At 70.2% G+C, this 15,178-nt stretch carries 15 protein-coding genes; 10 read left to right on the top strand and 5 right to left on the bottom strand.

Annotated features, from left to right (window positions below; all coding sequences use genetic code 11):
- The first annotated feature begins 99 nt into the window (after nt 1-99).
- The 4 genes from AC1DXK_RS06565 to AC1DXK_RS06550 all read left to right on the top strand — a co-directional run bounded on the left by AC1DXK_RS06565 (nt 100) and on the right by AC1DXK_RS06550 (nt 3,266).
- Nucleotides 100-573, top strand: coding sequence for a response regulator (locus tag AC1DXK_RS06565; RefSeq protein WP_012317168.1), 474 nt, complete (start codon nt 100-102; stop codon nt 571-573).
- 110 nt (nt 574-683) lie between these two features.
- Nucleotides 684-1,766 (top strand): Ppx/GppA phosphatase family protein, encoded by a 1,083-nt coding sequence (locus AC1DXK_RS06560; protein WP_457105027.1) that lies wholly within the window; start codon nt 684-686, stop codon nt 1,764-1,766.
- Nucleotides 1,767-1,776: 10 nt separating this feature from the next.
- Nucleotides 1,777-2,502 (top strand): RlmE family RNA methyltransferase, encoded by a 726-nt coding sequence (locus tag AC1DXK_RS06555; protein WP_477297224.1) that lies wholly within the window; start codon nt 1,777-1,779, stop codon nt 2,500-2,502.
- A gap of 11 nt (nt 2,503-2,513) precedes the next feature.
- A complete protein-coding gene (locus AC1DXK_RS06550) occupies nt 2,514-3,266 on the top strand; it encodes a hypothetical protein (RefSeq protein ID WP_457105029.1) in 753 nt (250 codons plus the stop codon).
- A 73-nt stretch (nt 3,267-3,339) separates the two neighbouring features.
- Here the strand turns inward: AC1DXK_RS06550 and AC1DXK_RS06545 are convergent, their stop codons facing one another.
- The 5 genes from AC1DXK_RS06545 to AC1DXK_RS06525 all read right to left on the bottom strand — a co-directional run bounded on the left by AC1DXK_RS06545 (nt 3,340) and on the right by AC1DXK_RS06525 (nt 10,745).
- Nucleotides 3,340-4,422 carry a DUF4167 domain-containing protein gene (locus tag AC1DXK_RS06545; protein ID WP_457105030.1) on the bottom strand — a complete coding sequence of 361 codons (1,083 nt, stop codon included), beginning with the start codon at nt 4,420-4,422 and terminating at the stop codon, nt 3,340-3,342.
- Nucleotides 4,423-4,842: 420 nt separating this feature from the next.
- On the bottom strand, nt 4,843-5,748 hold the full coding sequence (prmC, locus tag AC1DXK_RS06540) for a peptide chain release factor N(5)-glutamine methyltransferase (RefSeq protein WP_457105031.1): 906 nt from the start codon (nt 5,746-5,748) through the stop codon (nt 4,843-4,845).
- An 8-nt stretch (nt 5,749-5,756) separates the two neighbouring features.
- Nucleotides 5,757-6,842, bottom strand: coding sequence for a peptide chain release factor 1 (gene prfA, locus AC1DXK_RS06535; RefSeq protein ID WP_457105032.1), 1,086 nt, complete (start codon nt 6,840-6,842; stop codon nt 5,757-5,759).
- Nucleotides 6,843-7,058: 216 nt separating this feature from the next.
- Complete coding sequence (gene ptsP / locus AC1DXK_RS06530) at nt 7,059-9,320, bottom strand: phosphoenolpyruvate--protein phosphotransferase (RefSeq protein ID WP_457105033.1); 2,262 nt, start codon at nt 9,318-9,320, stop codon at nt 7,059-7,061.
- Nucleotides 9,321-9,509: 189 nt separating this feature from the next.
- The gene (locus tag AC1DXK_RS06525; protein WP_457105034.1) at nt 9,510-10,745 is read right to left on the bottom strand and encodes an aspartate kinase; all 1,236 of its coding nucleotides are present in this window, start codon (nt 10,743-10,745) and stop codon (nt 9,510-9,512) included.
- A gap of 190 nt (nt 10,746-10,935) precedes the next feature.
- On the opposite strand from AC1DXK_RS06525, the gene ubiG reads away from it, so the two are divergent.
- The 6 genes from ubiG to AC1DXK_RS06495 all read left to right on the top strand — a co-directional run bounded on the left by ubiG (nt 10,936) and on the right by AC1DXK_RS06495 (nt 15,130).
- On the top strand, nt 10,936-11,697 hold the full coding sequence (gene ubiG, locus AC1DXK_RS06520; RefSeq protein ID WP_457105035.1) for a bifunctional 2-polyprenyl-6-hydroxyphenol methylase/3-demethylubiquinol 3-O-methyltransferase UbiG: 762 nt from the start codon (nt 10,936-10,938) through the stop codon (nt 11,695-11,697).
- Nucleotides 11,698-11,743: 46 nt separating this feature from the next.
- Complete coding sequence (locus AC1DXK_RS06515) at nt 11,744-12,316, top strand: YbhB/YbcL family Raf kinase inhibitor-like protein (RefSeq protein ID WP_457105036.1); 573 nt, start codon at nt 11,744-11,746, stop codon at nt 12,314-12,316.
- 94 nt (nt 12,317-12,410) lie between these two features.
- Nucleotides 12,411-13,070, top strand: a complete 660-nt coding sequence (locus AC1DXK_RS06510; RefSeq protein WP_477297219.1) for a PAS domain-containing protein — start codon at nt 12,411-12,413, stop codon at nt 13,068-13,070.
- Nucleotides 13,071-13,235: 165 nt separating this feature from the next.
- Nucleotides 13,236-13,361 (top strand): type B 50S ribosomal protein L36, encoded by a 126-nt coding sequence (gene ykgO, locus AC1DXK_RS06505; RefSeq protein ID WP_003601867.1) that lies wholly within the window; start codon nt 13,236-13,238, stop codon nt 13,359-13,361.
- Between the two features lie 141 nt (nt 13,362-13,502).
- On the top strand, nt 13,503-14,114 hold the full coding sequence (locus AC1DXK_RS06500) for a tetratricopeptide repeat protein (protein ID WP_457105038.1): 612 nt from the start codon (nt 13,503-13,505) through the stop codon (nt 14,112-14,114).
- Nucleotides 14,111-15,130 carry an alpha/beta fold hydrolase gene (locus AC1DXK_RS06495; protein WP_477297213.1) on the top strand — a complete coding sequence of 340 codons (1,020 nt, stop codon included), beginning with the start codon at nt 14,111-14,113 and terminating at the stop codon, nt 15,128-15,130. The genes AC1DXK_RS06500 and AC1DXK_RS06495 overlap by 4 nt, the downstream gene beginning before the upstream one ends.
- Nucleotides 15,131-15,178 lie beyond the last annotated feature (48 nt).

The following is a 15,178-nucleotide window of genomic DNA, read 5'->3' as shown; positions in this document are numbered from 1 at the left end:
AACCCCCGGTCGGTCCTTTCTCTTTCGAGGGAAAGCGTTAGCGAAACGCAAAGGCTGTCTGCCTAGACTCGGCGTCGTGCCCCGCTGAGCCACCCGGCCATGATCGCGACTCCGACTTTTCCCGACCTTTCGGCCCTCGTCGTCGACGAGAGCCTCTACATTCGCCGAATCGTGCGCGACATGCTCATGCGGGTTGGCATCAAGCGGGTGCTGGAGGCGCCGGACGGGGCCGAGGCGCTTGGAGTGCTGGCGGAGAGCAAGCCGGACATCAGCATCATCGACTGGGATCTGTCGATCCTCTCAGGCGAGGAGTTCATCAGGCTGGCACGGACCCCCACCACTTCACCCTGCCCGACCATCCCGATCATCCTGATGCTGGCCCAGCCGCGGCGGAACGTCGTCGACCGTGCCGTGGCGCTCGGCGTCAACGAGATCATCGCCAAGCCGTTCTCGCCAAAGACCCTATGGTCGCGCCTCGACGAGGTAATCAACCGGCCGCGGCCGTACTCGCAGGTGAAGAGTCTCCTGCGCCCGATCCCGCGTCGGGCCAGCGCCATGAAGGCGGTCGCCTGAGCGCGAGCACGATGGGACGTTGCAGTTCCCCGCCGAGCCTGTAGGGTCGCGGAGCAACAATGGCCGGGCGCGATGCTCAAGGCCGACCCGAAGGATCGACGGCCGCGCCGATGAGGGACGAGACCGCCGCGGCCGCGCCGTCCCGAATTCAGACCGGCGCGGTGCCGCTTCAGACGTCAGCCCCGCTGCCGGGCCGTGAGCGTCGGCGTGCCGCCTACGCGGCGCTCGATCTCGGCACCAACAATTGCCGACTGCTCGTCGCGGAGCCGACCTTCAGCGGCTTCCGCGTGATCGATGCGTTCTCGCGCATCGTCCGGCTCGGCGAAGGACTCGGGACATCAGACCGCCTGAGCGAGCCCGCGATCGAGCGGACCGTCGAGGCCTTGCGCATCTGCCGGTCCAAGATGCAGGCCCGCGGCGTGCAGCGCGCCAAGGTAATCGCCACGGAGGCGTGCCGGCTCGCAGTGAACGGGGCCGCCTTCGTGGAGCGCGTCCGCCGCGGCGTCGGCCTCGACCTCGAGATCGTCGACCGGCAGACCGAGGCCTATCTCGCGGTCACGGGCTGCGCGGCCCTTGCGGATCCGCTCGCGGAATCGGTGATCATCTTCGATATCGGCGGTGGCTCGACCGAGATCGCGTGGCTCGACGGTGCGGCCGCCAACCCGTCCACGGATCCGACCCTGCGGATCCGCGCCTGGGATTCCCTGCCAGTGGGCGTGGTGACCCTGGCCGAGCGACACGGCGGGGCCGAAGTCACCCGGCGGATGTTCGAGGGCATGGTCGAGGAAGTCGCCGAGAAGCTCTCGGCCTTCGCCCTGCGCGCGGCCGCCGCGGCGACGGCGCCGCACTTCCACCTCCTCGGGACGTCCGGCACCGTTACGACCATCGCCGCGATGCATCTGCGGCTCGCCCGCTACGAGCGTCGCCGCGTCGACGGTCTCTGGATGAGCGACGAGTCCGTCTCGACGGCCATCGACGATCTGCTCGACACGCGGCTCGAGCAGCGCGCGGAGAATCCCTGTATCGGTCGCGACCGCGCCGATCTCGTTCTGGCGGGCTGCGCGATCCTGGAAGCGATCCGCCGCGCCTTCCCGTCCGAGCGCCTGCGCATCGCCGATCGCGGCCTGCGCGAAGGATTGCTGATGAACATGATGCGCGAGGACGGGGTCTGGAATCGGAAGGCGGTCCGATGAGGGCGGCACGATGAGCGACCGGCGGGGCGGCGCGAGTTCCGGCGGCGGCGTCCGCGGGGAGCTGAAGCAGCGGGTCAAGACCGGCCGGGGACGGACCCTGTCGCAGAAGCGCTGGCTGGAGCGCCAGCTCAACGATCCCTACGTGGCGCGGGCCAAGCGCGAAGGGTACCGGTCGCGGGCGGCCTACAAGCTCCTGGAGATCGACGAGCGCTACAAGCTGCTCAAGCCCGGCCAGAAGATCGTCGACCTGGGTGCTGCGCCGGGGGGCTGGTCGCAGGTCGCCGCCCGCGTGGTCGGCCCGTCGGGCCGGATCGTGGGCATCGATCTCCTGGAGATCGAGCCGATGGCGGGGGTCGAGTTCATCACCCTGGACTTCCTCGATCCGGATGCGCCCGCCCGGCTCACCGGCATGCTCGGCGGCCCGGCCGACCTCGTCATGTCGGACATGGCCGCCAACGCCACCGGCCACAAGAAGACCGATCATCTGCGCATCATCGGCCTGGCCGAGACCGCGGCGGAGTTCGCCCGTGAGATTCTCGGACCGGGCGGCGCCTACCTCGCCAAGGTCCTTCAGGGCGGCACCGAGGGCGCGCTGCTGACCGACCTGAAGCGTGACTTCGCCACGGTCCGCCACGTGAAGCCGGCGGCGAGCCGTGCCGATTCCAGCGAACTCTACGTTCTGGCGACCGGCTATCGCGGTACGCCGGTCGAAGTCGTGCCGGCTAGCGAGGACTGAGACGGTCGGCGATGCTGCTCGCCTGGGCGCTGTCGCTCGTCAATCCCGCGCCCCTGCGCCTGCGCCGGCTCGGCTATGTGCGACAGAGTGGGTTGCTCCATGCCCGGTCGCGCCGCTGCCGGGCGGCCTGGGCGCCGCACCTGGCGCAGGCGCGGCGCGTCATTGGCGCGGCCGCCGAGGCGACGCGGCAGCGGCGCCACGCCATCGTCCTCGGCTCCGGCCTCCTCGACGACGTGCCGCTCCACCACCTCGCCGGCCTGTTCGACCGGGTGACCCTCGTGGACGCGGTGCACCCGTGGCCGGCGCGGCTCGCGGCCCGACGCTACCCGAACGTCACGTTGGAGACCGCGGAGATCAGCGCCGGCCTCGATGGTGCGTGGGCGGACCTGTGCGGAGACGCCGACCTGATCGTCTCGGCGAACCTGCTTTCGCAGCTCCCCATCGTCCCGATGGATGCCCACGAGGCCCGGGGCCGGGAGGCGCCGCCCCGGCTGGGTGCGCAGCTCGTGGAAACCCATCTCGCCGCCCTCGACACGCTCGCACGCCACGTGGAGCGCGTCTGCCTGATCACCGACACCGTGCAGCGTGAGGAGGACCGGGACGGGCGGATCACCGACAGCCTCGATCTGCTCTTCGGCGTCGTGCTGCCGCCGGCCGAGGGCCGCTGGGATTGGGAGATCGCTCCGTTCGGCGAGATCGGTCGGGGGCGCCGGCTGATCCACCGGGTCCACGCCTACCCGGACTGGCAAGCCGCTCGGGGCTGAGGGGTCCATGACAAAGGCCGCCCCGGTTTCCCGGGACGGCCTGACCTTGGTGCGGCATTCAAGCGGCGGTTGCTTATTCGGTCGGCACGTCGGCCGCTGGCGTCGGCGCGCCACCCTCGTCCGTGGTGCCCTCGAAACGCGGGCGCCGACGGCGACGCGGCTTGGCCGCCGGCGCGTCCTCGCTCGTGGCCTCGGGCTCGGGCGCTGCCGCCGGTTCGGCTGTCTGCGCCGGACGGACGGGCGCCATCAGGAACGCCGGCAGGCCGGTCGGATCCTCGGCCTCCACTGCGGGCGCGGCCTCGCGACGTCGCTCGCGACGGGGCGCGGCCTCGCTGCGGGGCGCCCGCTCCGGCCGGCCCTCGGGACGGGCCTCCTGCCGTGTCTCGGAGCGCGGGTTCTCACCACGTCCGCTCTCGTAACGGCCCTGATCGCTGCGGCTATCTTGACGGTTGTCTTGGCGGGGATCCTGGCGAGATTCCGGACGTGCATCCTGGCGATTGTCCGGACGATCCTGGCGGCCGTCCTGACGGTCCTGCCGGTAGTCCGGCCGACCGTAGTCCTGACGATCCTGCCGGTTCTCCTGCCGGTTCTCTTGCCGATTGTCCTGCCGGTTTTCTTGGCGATAATCCGGCCGCTGGTAATCCTGGCGCTGATAGTCCTGACGTGGCTGGTCCTGCCGCCGGTAATCCGGGCGGCCATTGTTGTCGAACCGGCGTTGATCGCGGTTCTGGAACCGGTCCCGACCCTGGCGGCCGTCCTGGTTCACGTCCTGACGGTTCTCGTAGGGCTGCGGCTGCTGGCCGGGATCGCCGTCGTCGTAGCCGTTATAGGCGTGGCCGTTCTGGCCCCCGCCGTTGCCCTGGCCGTCGTCGTCGCCCTCTTCCATGTCGTCATCGTAGGGACGACTGGCATAGCCACCGGTGTTGGCCGGCCGGGTCTGATCCTGGGCGCCGGACACGATCCGGAAGTAGTGCTCGCCGTGCTGAAAGTAATTCTCAGCAGCAACCGGATCACCGGCCGCCAGAGCATCGCGCGCAAGCTGCGCGTACTTGTCGGCGATGTGCTGCGGGGTGCCGCGGATTTTGACGTCGGGACCGTTGGATTCGTACGAGCGCGTCAGCGGATTCGGACCCTTCGGCCGGTTCCGGCCGCGCATCCGTCGATTCTGGTTTGGTCTCATCGGTCTGTAATGACCCTCGTTCACGCAAACGACTGTCTACGGGGGCGCCCAGCAGGATCTCGTGGCGCAGTCCGGCCAAGCGCATCCGGCGGCGCCGCGTGCGTGACCGCTAGCCGGCCCGCGCGTCTCTCTGACCATCCCTCGAACCATGCGTCCGGATCCAGCCGCCGGTCCTCAGTCGATTGTCAGGTTCAAGTGTGTCGACCCTCCGCGCCAACACCTGCGCGCTCTGGTTCGACGTTCTAGGGGGATCTGCGAACCGATCGGCGACCTAGGGTCACCACCGACCTTACAGCCGTCCGTCTTAACGGACGGTTCGCGATCTTCAAGGCGACTTTAGCGTTCCCCGGCTGATGCAACAAGCAATTTTTCGGTGCCGGGATCGTCGACCCTGACTTAGGCATCCCTGTGGCCGGAGAAAAGCCCCTCCGGCCGACCGAACTGCAAGACCCTGTCGTGACCCGCCAGATCCCGGGTCAGTCCTCGATCACGGTAGCCCGCCGCCTGCGCGAGCTCCCGGACCGGGATCGCCTGATCGTAGCCGATCTCCAGGACCAACGTCCCGCCCGCGGACAGCAGCGCATGGTCACGCACGGCGTCGAGGATCCGCCGGTAGGCGTCGAGTCCGTCCGGACCGCCGTCGAGGGCGGCCGGCGGATCGTATGCGCGAACCTCGAGGTCCAGGGTCTCGATCACGGCACGGGCGATGTAGGGGGGGTTCGAGACCACGAGATCGAACGCGCCCCGCAGGGCCGCACACCAGTTTCCGGCGACGAAGGCTGCCCGGTCGCCGATCCCGTTCGCCAGGGCGTTGTCACGGGCCACGCGCAGGGCGGCCTCCGAACGGTCCAGCCCCACACCGGTGGCGTTGGACAGCTCGGAGAGGAGCGCCGTCAGGATGCAGCCCGATCCGGTGCCGAGGTCCAGGCACCGGATCGGCGTCGTCCGGTCGGGTATCGCCGCCAGGGCGACCTCAACCAGGATCTCCGTATCCGGACGTGGCACCAGGGTGTCGGGTCCGAGCCGGAACGGCAGACCCCAGAACTCCCAGGCGCCGAGGATGCGGGCGACCGGCTCGCCGGCCAGTCGCCGCGCCAGCGCTGCATCGAGGGCCGCAGCCTCGTCCGTTGCGAGGGGCCGGTCGCCCCGGAGGACGAGGTCGCGGGTCGCCAGCCCGAGGATCCCGAGGAGGAGGAAGCGCGCATCGACCGCCGCCGCGCCGAGACCCGCCGCCTGCAGGCGCGCCGTGCCGTGCCGTAGGGCCTCCCGAAGGGTACGGCCCTGGCTCGAACCCTCTGCCACGGCGCCGCTCAGGCCATCCCCTCGGCGGCCAGGAGTTCCGCCTGGTGCTCGGTGATCAGGGCATCGACCACCTCGTCGAGGGCGGTGCCGGCCATCACCTCTTCCAGCTTGTAGAGGGTGAGGTTGATCCGGTGATCGGTCACCCGTCCCTGCGGGAAATTGTAGGTCCGGATCCGCTCGCTGCGGTCGCCGGAGCCCACCTGGGCCTTGCGGTCGGCGGCCCGGGCGGAATCCTTGGCGCTGCGCTCGGCCTCGTAGAGGCGCGAGCGCAGGAGGGTCATGGCGCGGGCGCGATTCTTGTGCTGGGACCGCTCCTCCTGCACGAACACCACGATCCCGGTGGGCAGGTGGGTGATGCGGATCGCCGATTCCGTCTTGTTCACATGCTGGCCGCCCGCGCCCTGGGCGCGCATCGTGTCGATCTTCAGGTCCGCGTCGTTGACGTGGATGTCGACTTCCTCGGCCTCGGGCAGCACCGCCACGGTGGCCGCCGAGGTGTGGATCCGGCCCTGGGTCTCGGTGTCGGGCACGCGCTGCACCCGGTGGGCGCCGCTCTCGTACTTGAGGCGCGCGAACACGCCGCGCCCCTTCACCTCGGCCACGACCTCGCGGAACCCGCCGACCGTGCCCTCGCTCTCGGAGATCACCTCGACCCGCCAGCCCTTCGACTCCGCGTATTTCGCGTACATGCGGAACAGGTCGCCGGCGAAGAGGGCCGCCTCGTCGCCGCCGGTCCCGGCGCGGACTTCCAGGATCGCGCTCTTCTCGTCCGCGGCGTCCTTCGGCAGGAGCAGGAGCTGGAGCGCACGGTGGGTGGATTCCAGCGTCTCCAGGGCCGCCGGCTTCTCCTCGGCGGCGAGCGCCCGCATCTCGGGGTCCGTGCCGGGCTCGTCGATCAGGGCCTCGACGCCCGCGAGGTTGTCCAGGGCCGCCCGATAGGTCCGGATGGCCGACACGACGGGATCCAGATCGGACAGCTCGCGCGACAGCTGCACCACGGTGTCCGGCTCGCCCTCCCCGGTGGCGAGCTGGGCGGTGACGAAATCGTGCCGCGCCAGAATGGCGTCGAGGCGCTCGGTGGGAAAGGGGATCATCGCCCGTGTTTCTGCAGGTCTGCGCGTGCCGTTCCAGGCCGGGCTGGGGTTTCGTCTCGGGGGAGACGCGTGGCTCGGAGGGTGTCGGACCCGTCAGGCTCCCCCCAGATCCAGACCCGTCCCGTTCGAGAACGGAAGCCGCGGCGCGTCGACCGAAATCGTCGCGGCGTTGCCGTACAACCCCGGCCGAATGTTCGGCAAGGGCTGCGCAAGCGCTTAGATAGGGACGCCGTTGGCGTGCGCGAAGGCCGTGAGCGCCGGGCGCAGGGAATCGCCGTCGTGCATCCGCGCCATCTCGGCGTGCATCAGTTCGGTCACCGCGCGGGCATCAAGGCTCAGCACCATGGCCTTCACCGGGCCGATGGCGGCCGGCGACATCGACAGGTCGCGGTAGCCGAGCCCGATCAGCGCCATGGCGTCGAGGGGGCGGCCGCCGATCTCGCCGCAGACCGTCACCGGGCAGGAGGCCGCGTTGGCCCGCTCGGCGATCAGGCGGAAGGCTCTGAGCGCCGCGACGCTGAGCGGATCGAACCGGTCGGCGACGCGGCGGTTCTCGCGATCCACCGCGAACAGGAACTGCATCAGGTCGTTCGAGCCCACGGACAGGAAGTCGGCTTCCTGGGCGATCTCGTCGATCTGGAACAGCAGCGACGGCACCTCGATCATCGCGCCGAGGCGGCATTCGCCGGGCAGCCGGTAGCCGTGCCGCTTCAGATAGGCCTTCTCCCGCTCGACGATGCCCCGGGCGCGGACGAACTCGTCCACTGTGGCGACCATCGGGAACATGATCTTCAGCGGATCGCCGTCGGCGGCCTTGAGCAGCGCGCGCAGCTGCATGCGCAGCAGCGCCGGCCGGTCGAGGCCGATGCGGATCGCCCGCCAGCCGAGGGCCGGGTTCTCCTCCTCGAGCTTGGCCATGTAGGGCAGGATCTTGTCGCCGCCGATGTCGAGGGTGCGGACCGTGACGGACTTCCCCGCAGAGGCGGCGAACACCTTCCGGTACAGCTCCTCCTGCTCCGCCGCGGAAGGCATGCGCTGCGCCACCATGAACTGCAGCTCGGTGCGGAACAGCCCGACACCCTCGGCTCCGGTTTCCTGCAGATGGCTGAAATCCACCAGCAGGCCGGCATTGAGGTGCAGGCCGACGCGCACGCCGTCGCTGGTCTGGGCCGGGACGTCGCGCAGCGCCCGGTACTGCTCCTGCCGCCGGGCGCGCAGCCGCACCATCTCGGCATAGGCGGCCTCGACCTCGGGGCCGGGCCGGACGTGGATCTCGCCGGCCACGCCATCGACGATGATGGCATCGCCCGCATCGCACAGGGCAGTGGCATTCTCGACCTCGCCCACGGCCGGGATGCCGAGGGCTCGGGCCACGATCGCCACGTGGCTCGTCGGCCCCCCCTCCTCCAAGACGATGCCGCGCAGGGTCGAGGCCTCGTAATCGAGGAGCGCCGCCGGCCCCATCGTGCGCGCCACGAGGATCGCGTTCTCGGGCAGCACCAGGGCGCCTGCCGCCTCGGGGCCGATCAACGTGCGCAGAACGCGGTTGGTGAGGTCGTCGAGATCGTGCAGCCGCTCGCGGAGGTAGGGATCGGCCTGCCGCATCATCCGGGCGCGATTGTCCGACTGGACCCTCTCCACGGCCGCCTCGGCAGTGAGGCCCGAGCCCACGGCCTCGCGCATCCGCCGGAGCCAGCCCTTGTCGTGGGCGAACATCCGGACGGTCTCGAGGACCTCGCGCGATTCCGCGGTACCGATCCGGTCGCCGCGCTCCACGAGGGCGTCGATCGCCGAGCGGACCTCCTCGATCGCCGCGTCGAGGCGCGCGACCTCGCGCTCGACGTTCTCGGCGATCAGCGTCTTCACCACGACGCGGGGCTCGTGAAGCACGACGTAGCCGAGGCCGATCCCGTCCGCGAGGGCGATGCCCCGGACCAGGACGGGGCGGCGGGCCGCTGTGCCGGCATCCGGCGCCAAGCCTTCCAGCTCGCCCGACGCGATCATCTCCGAGAGCACCATGGCGGTGGTCTGGAGCGCCTCGATCTCCTCTTCGGAGTAGACGCGGTAGGTCTTGTTCTGGACGGTCAGGACGCCGAGGGTGTTGCCGGCCCGGAGCAACGGCACGCCCAGGAAGGCGTGGTAGGCCTCTTCGCCGGTCTCCGGCCGGTACGAGAAGGCCGGGTGGTTCTGGGCGTCCGAAAGGGAGAGCGGCTCGGCGGTACGGGCGATGAGGCCGACGAGGCCCTCATCGGTCCGCATGCGGGTCTGGTGCACCGCCTCGCGGTTCAGGCCTTCGGTCGCAAACAGTTCGAGGGTGTTGTCATCCCGAAGCACGTAGACCGAGCAGACCTCGGCCACCACGTTGGCGGCGATCAGAACGACGATGCGGTCGAGTCGCGCCTGAGGGCTGACCGGCTCCGCCATCGCTTCGCGGAGGCGGCGCAGCAGCAGGCGCGGGCCTCCGGGCGCAGCGGGCATCGGTTCGTCGTTCCAGCGTCGGTGAGTGGCCGTGGCGTCGACCACCCTGCAACCTTGACGCCAAACCGGGGGTGGCAGGCGTCGGATGGGCCGCGCCACTCGTCCCAGAATCGCTCTGGGATCGGCGGATCGGCCCGTGACCGTTCAGTTCACACCACGCGACCCGCTCGAACCCGCGTCGTCCCAGGCTCAGGCCTGATCCAGGCCGTATAGCGAGTGAAGCGTGCGCACGGCAAGCTCCGTATAGGCAGCGTCGATCAGGACGGAGAACTTGATCTCCGAGGTGGTGATCGCCCGGATGTTGATTCCCTTCTCGGCCAGCGCCCGAAACGCCTTGGCCGCCACGCCGGCATGGCTGCGCATCCCGACGCCGATCGCCGACACCTTCACGACGTCGGTGGCGCCCTCGATCTGGGCATAGCCGATCTGGGTGCGGGCCTCGTCGAGGATCGCGCGGGAGCGCTGATACTCCGCGGCCGGAACCGTGAAGGTCATGTCGGTGGTCGACTGGTCGCCCGACACGGTCTGGATGATCATGTCGACGTTGATGTTGGCATCGGCCAGCGGCCCGAAGATGGCGGCGGCCACGCCGGGGCTGTCCTTGACCTTGCGCAGGGTGATCTGCGCCTCGTCCCGCGAGAAGGCGATCCCGGTAATGATCTGCTGTTCCACGATGTCGTCCTCGTCGCAGATGAGGGTGCCCGGACGCGCGGCGTCCGGCGGATCGAAGGAGGACCGGACCGTGGTCGGGACCCGGTGGACCATGGCGAGTTCCACCGACCGGACCTGCAGCACCTTGGCGCCCAGCGAGGCCATCTCCAGCATCTCCTCGAAGGTCACCCGCTCCATGCGGCGGGCCTTCGGGACGATGCGCGGGTCGGTGGTGTAGACGCCGTCCACGTCCGTGTAGATGTCGCACCGCTCGGCGCCGATGGCCGCAGCCACGGCCACCGCCGAGGTGTCGGACCCTCCGCGACCCAGCGTGGTCACCCGGCCGGTCTCGGCGTGGATGCCTTGGAAGCCGGCGATGACCGCGACCTCGCCCTTGGCGAAGCTCGCCTCGAGATTCTTCGGATCGATCTCGGCGATGCGGGCCGAGCCGTGCGCGTCCGAGGTCACGACCGGAATCTGCCAGCCCTGCCAGGACCTGGCCTTGACCCCGTCCTTCTGCAGAGCGATCGCCAGAAGGCCGGCGGTGATCAACTCGCCCGAGGCGACCACGGCATCGTATTCCCGCGGATCGTAGAGCGGATTGGCGTCCTTGACCCAGTCGACCAGCTCGTTGGTCTTCCCCGACATGGCCGAGACGACGACCGCCACGTCGTAACCGGCTGCGGCCTCGCGGGCGACGTGGCGCGCGACGTTGCGGATGCGGTCGACGTTGGCGACGGAGGTGCCGCCGAATTTCATCACCAGACGGGGCATGGTCTCTCGGTCGCGGGTTCCCGGTGGCGATTGGACGGACCGCTGCAGCCCGGTCCGGACGGTGCCCGGCGGGTACAAGCGGCTCGGTAGAGTGTCAACAACCGGCCAAGCATGGCGCCCGCGCGCCGCGGCGACTTACGCGGGATCGCCATGCTAAGGCGCGCGCTGAAACCGCGAGGACGGAACGCGCATGGACAGGGCAGCCACGGACCGGGTCACGGAGGGTTTTGTCGACCAGGGCGAGGTTGCGCGCTTCGACGCGCTCGCCGCCACTTGGTGGGACGAGAGCGGCCCGATGCGGGTCCTGCACCGATTCAACCCCGTGCGGGTCGCCTATATCCGTGACGCGCTCTGCCGGCGGTTCGGGCGCGACCCGCGCGCGCCCTTCCCGCTCGACGGGCTGACGATCTGCGACGTCGGCTGCGGCGGCGGCGTGCTCTCCGAGCCGATCGCCCGGCTCGGCGCCCGGGTGACGGGGCTCGATCCGGCCGCCCAGAACATCGCCGTGGCGCGCGCCCATGCCGAGTCGGCCGGCGTACCGGTCGATTATCGCGGTGCGACCATCGAGGCGGTGGTCGCTGCCGGCGAGCGCTTCGATGCCGTGCTGATCATGGAGGTGGTGGAGCACGTGTCGGACATGCCGGCCTTCGTGCGCACCGCCGGCGCGGCCGTGAAGCCGGGCGGTTCGCTGTTCGCCGCCACCCTCAACCGGACGCTGCGCTCCTTCGCGCTGGCCATCGTCGGAGCCGAATACGTGCTGGGCTGGCTGCCGAGGGGCACGCATGACTGGGAGAAGTTCGTCACGCCCGACGAGCTGGCCCGCGCGATCCGCGCCGGGGGGCTCGATGTCACCGACACCGTGGGCGTCGTCTACAATCCGTTGACCGACGGCTGGCGCACCGGCCGCGACACGGCGGTGAACTATATGGTCGCGGCCGAGCGCCCGGCCTGAACCGGATGCGACCGGGGTCGTTGAGGTCGCGGCGGAGGGTGCGGCGATGCTCGAGAAGATCCCCGGTGCGGTCGGCGAGGCCCTCTCCGGGTTGAAGGCCGGACGCGAGAAGACGGCCTGCCACGCGACATTTGCCGACGTTCCGGCGAGCCTGGTCCTGACCAGTCCAGCTTTCGCCGAAGGGGCGGAGCTGCCTGCGCGCTTCACGGCCGATGGCGAAGGGCTCTCCCCGCCCCTGGCGTGGAGCAACCTCCCCGCCGGCACCACTGCCCTCGTCGTCCTCGTGGAGGATGCCGGAAGCCCGACCCCGCAACCCCTCGTCCACCTGATCCTCTGGTCCGTGCCGGCGGATATTTCGGAGATCGGGGAAGGCGCGCTGCCGAGCCCCGGACATCCCGGGAACGACACGGCACTCGGCCGGAACAGCTTCCTCCGCGCGGCGTGGCTGCCGCCGGACCCGCCGACCGGACACGGTTCGCACGAATACGTCTTCCAGATCTATGCGCTCCGGAAGGCCCTGGCCTTGTCGGAGTCGCCGGGCCGCGGCGCTCTTCTCGACGCCATGCGCGGGCAAGTTCTCGCGAAGGGCGTGCTGACCGGAACCTATCATCGGTCCTGATGCGAGGCCGCGGAGCCGGACATCGGCCCCGAAACGTCGACACCGCGCGTTGTGCCCCCTCCCTCGGCTCCGTATTGTGTCGACCAGAGGGGCTGTGCGCTGGAACGGCCGGATCGGACTGGAGACCGGGCCTGTGGGCGTCGATGCGCGGACGAAGCGGCGGGGGGACGCGGATGCGGCACGGGCGCTTGCAGCCTCGGAGGTCGGGACCTGGGCTTGGCAGGTCGCGGACGATGTTCTCCGATGCGACGGCGTCGCGGCGTCCATGCTGGGGCTCCCGTGGGCGCCACGGGATCGTGCGACGACCTTCGCGGTGTTCCTGGAATGCATCCATCCTGAGGATCGACGCCGGATCGGCGCGATCATCGACGACCTCCGCCGGCGGGGCGGGCTCTACGTCGCGCAGTATCGGACGGTTTTGGAAACCGGCGAAATCCGCTGGGTTCTGGCGCGTGGGCGGTTCAACCGGGACACGTCGGGTCTCGTGAGCGAGGCCCACGGGATCGTCGTCGACGTGACCGAGAGCAGCCGGGACGGATCCCTGGACGAATCCACCTTCTGCGCCACGGATGTGGCTGCCGCCAGTATCGACAGGGTCGCTGAGATGGCCCTGGCCCTGTACGCGGCGGCCGAAGCAGGCCTCCCGCGGCCGGGTTTCGAGCGCTTGAAGCCCCAGCTCGACCTGCTGTTGCGGGAGATCGGGCGGCAGCTCGCGGTTGCACCGCCGGTGCCGGATCTCGACAGCGTCCACTGATCGGCACCCTCTCGGGAGCGCCTTGCCTAGTGAGGGCGAATCCTGATATGGCCGCGCCATCTTGCGATGCGTGAACCGTGATCGCCGGACGCGACGGCGCGTCCTGCATCGTGGTCACATTCCCGATACCTTACCGATGGACGGCCCTCCGGGCTCGAGAGACCGATGAAAATCCGCAATTCGCTCAAGTCCCTGCGCGGCCGCCACCGCGACAACCAGCTGGTTCGCCGCAAGGGCCGGGTCTACGTCATCAACAAGACCCAGAAGCGCTTCAAAGCCCGTCAGGGCTGAGGCTGTTCTGCCCGGTCCAAACCGGTCACGAACGCGCTTAGTTGATCGGGAAACGGCCGTATCCACCCGGATGCGGCCGTTTCCGCATGCGCGGCACCGCGGCACGTTGACGGATGCGGGGGTGACGCACAGTCTGCCGGCATGATGCCGACCCGTCTCCTCGCCGCCCTGGTCTGCCTGTCGGCCGTCGCCGTCGGATCGCCGGCGGCGCTGGCGCGTCCGGATGCCAACCGTGCCGGCCGTGCTGCGCCTGACGCGAAGGCGGCGCCGAAGCCGCCGAGCCTCGACGACCTGTTCGCGCGCCTGCGTGCCAGCGAAGACCCGGCCGAGGCCAAGGGCATTGCCCGTCTGATCGAGCGACGCTTCGCCGGGTCGGGCAGCCCGACCGCCGATCTGCTCACCGACCGCGCCCGGCAGGCCGTTACCAGCCACGACTTTCCCCTCGCGGCCGAATTGATGGACCGCGTCACCGTGCTGGAACCGAACTGGCCTGAGGGCTGGAACCGGCGGGCGACCGTGTTCTGGCTCCTTTCCGACAAGGACGACGCGCTGGCGGACCTGCAGCGGGCGCTGGTCCTGGAGCCGCGCCACTTCGAGGCCTGGGCCGCCATGGGCCGGATCTACGAATCGCTCGACGACAAGCCACATGCCCTGGCGGCCTTCCGGCGGGCGCGGACGCTCTATCCGCAGATGGAGAAGATCGGAGAGGCGATCGACCGCCTGGCTCCGGAGGTCGACGGCCGCGACCTGTGATCCGGGTGATCGCCGTTCTGCTGACGATCCTGGCGCTGCCCCTCGCCATCGCCGGGCTCGTCCTGGCAGTCGGCGCGGCGTCGAGCCTCGTGATCTCCCTCCGTGTCGCCGCCGCCGACCCGCCCGCCGGCCCCTTCGTCGATATTCCCGGCGGACGCCTTGCGACCCTGCAGGACGGACCGGCCGACGGCCCCCCCATCGTGCTCCTGCACGGGGCCTCGGCCAACGCGTCGGACCCGATGGAGGGCATCGGTCGACGGCTGGCTGCGCAGGGCTTCCGGGTCATCGCCTTCGACCGGCCCGGCTTCGGCTGGAGCGACCGGATTGCCGGCGCCGAGGCCGCGGCGCCCGCGGTCCAGGCCCGGCTGATCGCCCAGGCGCTTCAACGCATGGGCGTCGGTCCGGCACTCGTGTTCGGCCATTCCTGGGCTGGCGCCCTCGCCCTCGCCCTGGCCCTGGATCATCCGGACCGAGTTTCCGCCCTCGCCCTGGCCGCGCCCGTGGCGATGCCGATGCCGGACCGGATCCCGGACCTGCCGTGGTATTGGCGCATCGCGGCGACCCCGCCCGTCACATGGCTGCTCAGCTGGACCATCGGACCGCCGTTGGCGCAGCATTTCCTGCCCGAGGCGGCGCGCCGGGTGTTCCAGCCGCAGCCAGCGCGACCAGACTACCCGGCCCTGGCGCGGTCCGATCTGGTCCTGCGGCCCGGGACCCTGCTCGCCAACGTGCAGGACCTCCTCGGTCTCTCGCGCGCCCTCGCCGAGCAGGGGCCGCGCTACGGTGATATCCGCGTCCCGACTCTCGTGATCTCGGGCGAGGCGGATCCGATCGTGCGCAGCGATCTGCAGGCCGTGCCGCTCGCGCGTGCGATCCCCGGAGCCCGCCTCGTGCTCCTGCCCGGCATGGGGCACATGCTCCAGTACGTGGCCGTTGAACGGGTGACGGCGGAGATCGCCCGGCTCTCGACTGAAGCGCGGGCGCGGGCGATGCCGTTGCCGGCCGTCACGCGCTGAACACCGGGACGACGGCGCCGATCCGACCGGCGCCTATCGGGGTTCCTT

The organism is Methylobacterium sp. P3_A11, from assembly GCF_056403155.1.
The sequence above is the reverse complement of the archived record's forward strand: the minus strand, read 5'-3'. Positions and strand labels throughout refer to the sequence as shown.

What these genes read in the sequence shown, in the direction of transcription:
- AC1DXK_RS06565 (WP_012317168.1), top strand. Translation starts at nt 100, where the DNA reads ATGATCGCGACTCCGACTTTTCCCGACCTTTCGGCCCTCGTCGTCGAC.
- AC1DXK_RS06560 (WP_457105027.1), top strand. Translation starts at nt 684, where the DNA reads ATGAGGGACGAGACCGCCGCGGCCGCGCCGTCCCGAATTCAGACCGGC.
- AC1DXK_RS06555 (WP_477297224.1), top strand. Translation starts at nt 1,777, where the DNA reads ATGAGCGACCGGCGGGGCGGCGCGAGTTCCGGCGGCGGCGTCCGCGGG.
- AC1DXK_RS06550 (WP_457105029.1), top strand. Translation starts at nt 2,514, where the DNA reads ATGCTGCTCGCCTGGGCGCTGTCGCTCGTCAATCCCGCGCCCCTGCGC.
- AC1DXK_RS06545 (WP_457105030.1), bottom strand. Translation starts at nt 4,422, where the DNA reads ATGCGCGGCCGGAACCGGCCGAAGGGTCCGAATCCGCTGACGCGCTCG.
- prfA (WP_457105032.1), bottom strand. Translation starts at nt 6,842, where the DNA reads ATGATCCCCTTTCCCACCGAGCGCCTCGACGCCATTCTGGCGCGGCAC.
- ptsP (WP_457105033.1), bottom strand. Translation starts at nt 9,320, where the DNA reads ATGCCCGCTGCGCCCGGAGGCCCGCGCCTGCTGCTGCGCCGCCTCCGC.
- AC1DXK_RS06525 (WP_457105034.1), bottom strand. Translation starts at nt 10,745, where the DNA reads ATGCCCCGTCTGGTGATGAAATTCGGCGGCACCTCCGTCGCCAACGTC.
- ubiG (WP_457105035.1), top strand. Translation starts at nt 10,936, where the DNA reads ATGGACAGGGCAGCCACGGACCGGGTCACGGAGGGTTTTGTCGACCAG.
- AC1DXK_RS06515 (WP_457105036.1), top strand. Translation starts at nt 11,744, where the DNA reads ATGCTCGAGAAGATCCCCGGTGCGGTCGGCGAGGCCCTCTCCGGGTTG.
- ykgO (WP_003601867.1), top strand. Translation starts at nt 13,236, where the DNA reads ATGAAAATCCGCAATTCGCTCAAGTCCCTGCGCGGCCGCCACCGCGAC.
- AC1DXK_RS06500 (WP_457105038.1), top strand. Translation starts at nt 13,503, where the DNA reads ATGATGCCGACCCGTCTCCTCGCCGCCCTGGTCTGCCTGTCGGCCGTC.